Origin of the sequence: Corallococcus sp. AB030 (assembly GCF_003668965.1) — a bacterium.
Taxonomy (GTDB): domain Bacteria; phylum Myxococcota; class Myxococcia; order Myxococcales; family Myxococcaceae; genus Corallococcus; species Corallococcus exiguus.
Map to the genome: position 1 here is coordinate 1 of NZ_RAWQ01000382.1, position 3957 is coordinate 3957.

7 protein-coding genes are annotated in these 3957 nt (G+C 69.9%); all 7 read right to left on the minus strand.

Annotation, left to right across the window (positions count from 1 at the left end; genetic code table 11):
• Nucleotides 1–127: 127 nt before the first annotated feature.
• Nucleotides 128–640, minus strand: a complete 513-nt coding sequence (locus D7Y15_RS42620) for a hypothetical protein (RefSeq protein WP_121756125.1) — start codon at nucleotides 638–640, stop codon at nucleotides 128–130.
• 75 nt (nucleotides 641–715) lie between these two features.
• Entirely contained in the window at nucleotides 716–1039 is a 324-nt protein-coding gene (locus D7Y15_RS42625) for a hypothetical protein (RefSeq protein ID WP_121756126.1), read from the minus strand.
• Between the two features lie 65 nt (nucleotides 1040–1104).
• Nucleotides 1105–1581 (minus strand): hypothetical protein, encoded by a 477-nt coding sequence (locus D7Y15_RS42630; RefSeq protein WP_121756127.1) that lies wholly within the window; start codon nucleotides 1579–1581, stop codon nucleotides 1105–1107.
• 127 nt (nucleotides 1582–1708) lie between these two features.
• On the minus strand, nucleotides 1709–2269 hold the full coding sequence (locus D7Y15_RS45030) for a transglycosylase SLT domain-containing protein (RefSeq protein WP_158629218.1): 561 nt from the start codon (nucleotides 2267–2269) through the stop codon (nucleotides 1709–1711).
• Nucleotides 2266–2622: a hypothetical protein gene (locus D7Y15_RS45035; protein ID WP_158629219.1), complete on the minus strand. Its 357-nt coding sequence runs from the start codon at nucleotides 2620–2622 to the stop codon at nucleotides 2266–2268. The genes D7Y15_RS45030 and D7Y15_RS45035 overlap by 4 nt, the downstream gene beginning before the upstream one ends.
• A 106-nt stretch (nucleotides 2623–2728) precedes the next feature.
• Nucleotides 2729–3283 carry a hypothetical protein gene (locus tag D7Y15_RS42640; protein WP_148713031.1) on the minus strand — a complete coding sequence of 185 codons (555 nt, stop codon included), beginning with the start codon at nucleotides 3281–3283 and terminating at the stop codon, nucleotides 2729–2731.
• Between the two features lie 455 nt (nucleotides 3284–3738).
• On the minus strand, nucleotides 3739–3957 hold a 219-nt coding region (locus D7Y15_RS45040), incomplete at its 5' end, for a hypothetical protein (RefSeq protein WP_158629220.1).

Consider the following 3957-nt stretch of genomic DNA (forward strand, 5'->3'; position numbering starts at 1 on the left):
CGGAGCCTCGCCCCACCCTCCAGGCGCGCGTAGGCGCCCGAGAGCGAGGAGATGCCCGCCTGGGCCTCCAGGTAGCCGGTCCGCACCGGCACGTCGCTCAGCACCCGCGACAGCCCCGCGGCGACGGCTACCCGCGGGGCATCGAAGGGACCGTCGCGCTCTCCAGCGCCGCCTTCGCGGCGACGGCGCCGAGCGCGACAGAGAGGGCCTGCTCCTGCACCTTCTCCTCCGCCTTTTGCTCGCCGTGCAGCGCGGAGAACTGGAGCTTCACCAGCGCCTGCTCGCCGGGCTTGAGCGGGCGCCAGCCGTTCGCCTTCATCCAGGTGTCGATGACCTCCAGGCCCTTGGCCGCCTTGTTCAGGGCAGTGTTCTCCGGGTCCTCGGCGGCGATGTCCTCCACGACGTGGAAGGCGTGGTAGGCGCCCAGGGCGATGCGCCGCTTGCGCCGCTCGGTGAGCCAGGTGCCGCCAGCGAAGAGACCGATGGCGCCCGTCACCGCGCCGAGCACGATGCCGATACTGGTGGGCGTGAGCAGCGCGTCCAGGATGCTGGAGCTGGCGCCGGTGGACGCCTGGGCGAAGGCCACCGGCGCGGAGAGGACGACCGCGAGGCACGCGGCCAGGGTGAGACGCTTCTTCATTGTGTTGCTCCTTCTGGGGGTGTGGGGCTCCCGGGAGCGCCCCGGGCAGGCGCCGGCAGCTGCCGGACGAATGCGTCAGTTGGCCGCGGAGGACTCGACGTCCGCCTTCATCGCTTCCGCGCGCAGCGCCAGCGCTTCCGGCAGCCACAACTCGCCCTCGGCGCCGTACTTCCACATGCCACGCTCGTCCAGGGGCTCGCCCAATTCCTCCGAGCAGATGCGCATGAAGTCGAAGGCCAGATCGTAGTGGCTCGGGTGGACGAAGTGCCGGAGCGTGATGGAAGCGGTGTTCCTCCCGTTGTGCGGGGTGCTCGCCTTGGCGATGTCCTCGCGGATGGCCGCGCGGAACTGCTCCAGCAGTTGTTCGCGGTCGACGCCGGGCTTCTGGGTGGCGGTCATGCAGGTGCTCCTGGAGGTGTTACGGGCGGGACTGAGCGACGGTGAGCCGCCGCCGGAGGAAGGCATCAGACGCGCGGCATCCAGTTCCACTTGCCAGGCACGGGCGCCTCGGTGGGGGCCTGAGACACGTTGGCCGCCGTGAACGGCAGGAAGCGGGGCGGCTTCACCAGGAGCTCCACGGTGCCGTCGTCGTTGACGGCGGTGATGTCCGCCGCGCACACCACCTCATCGCGCTGGTAGTGGACGGCCCGGCCCACGCTGGGCTTCTGGCCCGGCGGCACCACCGGGGCGCCCTTCACGGACGCGACCGGCGTGTTGATGGCCTCGGCGACCGCGAGCCAGCCGGCGCGCACCAGCGTGGAGCACTTCTCGAACGGGGGCAGCTCGGCGCCCGTCACCGCGGAGCGTCCGCCGGTGACACCGCCGTAGCACTGGTACAGCACCAAGGCAGTGGCGAGCTTCCCGGGGTTCGCCTGGGCCAGGGCCTTCTCGGCGGCGGTGATGAGTTCGGCGGGCGGAGTGTACGGCGCGGACGTCGACATGCAGGTGCTCCTGGTGGCGCTACGGGTTGGACTGCAAGACGGAGAGTCAGCGGCGCGGCAACCAGCGCGGGTGGTCGCACTGGCCCAGGAGCCGGCCGCACAGGCGGCATCGAGGAGGTGAGCCCATTCAGCCCTCCAGCGGCGCTTCGGCGGGGGCCCACTGCGCGCGGCGCCGGAGGACGTCGGCGCCGTAGTCCTTGCCGGTAGTGAGGGCGTCCATGGCGTCGATGGCCGCGTCGTCGGACACCACAGCGGGCAGCTTGCGCAGCACTGCCTCCACCTTCCGCTGGTCCGCGTTGTAGCTGGCGATGGCCCCCGCGAGGCGCACCCGCTCTCGGCGGGAAGCGTGGCGTGCAGCGAAATCGCGGACGCGGTCGAGGAGGAGCCCGGCCCCGTAGAGGATGTTCTCCCCGGGGTCCTGCCACGCTGGGGTGCCGTCCGGAAGAAGGCGCGCGGCGAACTCCCGGTGGTAGCGCCGGTCAATCTGCATCAGCCCGAGTCCGTATCCACGGTCGCCCACGCCCTTCGGACCGCGCGGTTTGAGCCAGCGCCCGCCCAGCGACTCTCTGTCGCAGACGGCGGCCAGCAGGTACGGACAGAGGCGCGTCACCGTGGACGCGGCGTGAAGCTCGCGGCTCCACTGCGCCAGGTGCTTCGGCAGGCGCTGCTCCAGTTCAGCGAGGGTCACGACGTCACCACCTTCGGGAAGCGGGCGCGGTACCAGCGGCGCCACAAAGGGTGCACGGCGAAGACGGCGCAGCCGACGAGCGCCGAGTACGAGCCCTTCGCGGCGAAGTAGGCGAACCACGCCACCTCTTTCGCGGCGAAGTAGAGAGCCGCCATCCGGAAGCAGTCGACGGAGGGAACGGGCAGCGCAGCCTCCGCCTCGGCCATGCGAGACGAGACGGAGGCATGGTGAAAGCCGAGCGCCACCGCCAGCGCACCCAGCCACTCCAGCGCGTCCGCGCGCGTGAAGAGGTTGACGGCGATGAGGACGGCGTAGACGACGGCCGCCTCCAGGTGCCAGGTGCGAAGTTTCATTATTCAGGCTCGATAGGCGCTGGAGTCGAAGGCCCGCCGGAGCGCCACACGGCCAGGACCAGGAGGGCGCACGCGGCCAGCACGTGCGCGGCGAAGAGGGCGAGGCTCACCGGCGCCTCGTCGGAGGGGAGGGCTCGAGCGCGTCCTGGACAGGCTGGTGCTGCACAGGCACCTGGGCCTGGACGAACCACCGGCCACACTCGCGCAGGCCCGCGAGGCCGAGCAGCCCGACGATGGCGCCCAGCACCCACAGCGCCCCGGCCTGCCGCGAGTTGCGGTGCTCCTGCGCGTCCTGGCGCTCCTTCAGCACCGGGACGACCTTCACCGCCTCGGACATGGTGGCGAGGCTCTTCTCCAGCCCCTCCACCTTCTCGCGCAGCTCCGGCACGGCGCGGACGGCCGGCGTGTGCTCCGTCACCCGCCGGTCCAAATCCCCAATGCGATCTTCCAGCCGGTGTACCTGTTCGGCCGTGGCCATGCGCTCGCCGATGCCGCGCACCTCGACATGCACGCCCTCCATCACCCGGTGGAGGTCCACCGCCATTCGCTCGGCGGCCTTCAGCGCGGTACCGGCACGCTCGTTCGTCGCCTCCTGCTGGGCGGCGAGCCGCGCGACGTCCTCGCGAAGGGTGTCAGGTGTACGGCGGGGAGCGGGGGGCATACCGCCGCATGGTCAACGGTCGCGTGGACGGCGTCCGCCCCCCCAAGGCCTGTCGCTAAGACTCGGGGTCCTCGCTCATCTTCCTGAGCATGAAGTCAGTTCGGTCCGCTCGGTCCTTGAACGCCTCCCAGCACGCTGTATGGAACGGTTGGATGATGAGGTGCTGCTTGCCGTCCTCCGTCCGCACAGGGATGGAATGCACTTTCAGATCCCCGCGCGCGATGGGCTCGTCGCACTTCAGGCAATTCAACTCACGCATATTGAGTTCCTTGTTCTGGCCAATGCGCCCATTGGCCACGGCTCAATCTGGGCCACCGAAGAATGTATGCAAGCCCTCCCGATGACTCTGATGAGGACGCATAAAATGGCCGCAGCGCGACGAGGAGTCGCGCCCGTACCCCATCCCAGCCTCGAATTTTAATTAATCCCTGGAGCGAATATCGAAAGATGTCGATCTAGGCGATGTCCCCAAGCGCTCGCGCCTTCCCGGCGCCGAGCAACCAGTCGCGGAAGCTGGGCCAAGCGTCCTCGGCGATGAGCCCGCGCGCGAAGGCATTCGCCTGCCACTCGCGGACGAGCCCCTCGCCGCGCTGGAGCAGCCAGGGCCGTCCCCGTGCGGTCCGCTGCTCCAGCATGTACTTCTCGAACTCGGCCACCGCCTCCTCGAAGGTGGC

Bases quoted from the DNA above. Each gene is read 5' to 3' on its own strand.
- D7Y15_RS42620 (WP_121756125.1), bottom strand. From the start codon at position 640: ATGAAGAAGCGTCTCACCCTGGCCGCGTGCCTCGCGGTCGTCCTCTCC.
- D7Y15_RS42625 (WP_121756126.1), bottom strand. From the start codon at position 1,039: ATGACCGCCACCCAGAAGCCCGGCGTCGACCGCGAACAACTGCTGGAG.
- D7Y15_RS42630 (WP_121756127.1), bottom strand. From the start codon at position 1,581: ATGTCGACGTCCGCGCCGTACACTCCGCCCGCCGAACTCATCACCGCC.
- D7Y15_RS45035 (WP_158629219.1), bottom strand. From the start codon at position 2,622: ATGAAACTTCGCACCTGGCACCTGGAGGCGGCCGTCGTCTACGCCGTC.
- D7Y15_RS42640 (WP_148713031.1), bottom strand. From the start codon at position 3,283: ATGCCCCCCGCTCCCCGCCGTACACCTGACACCCTTCGCGAGGACGTC.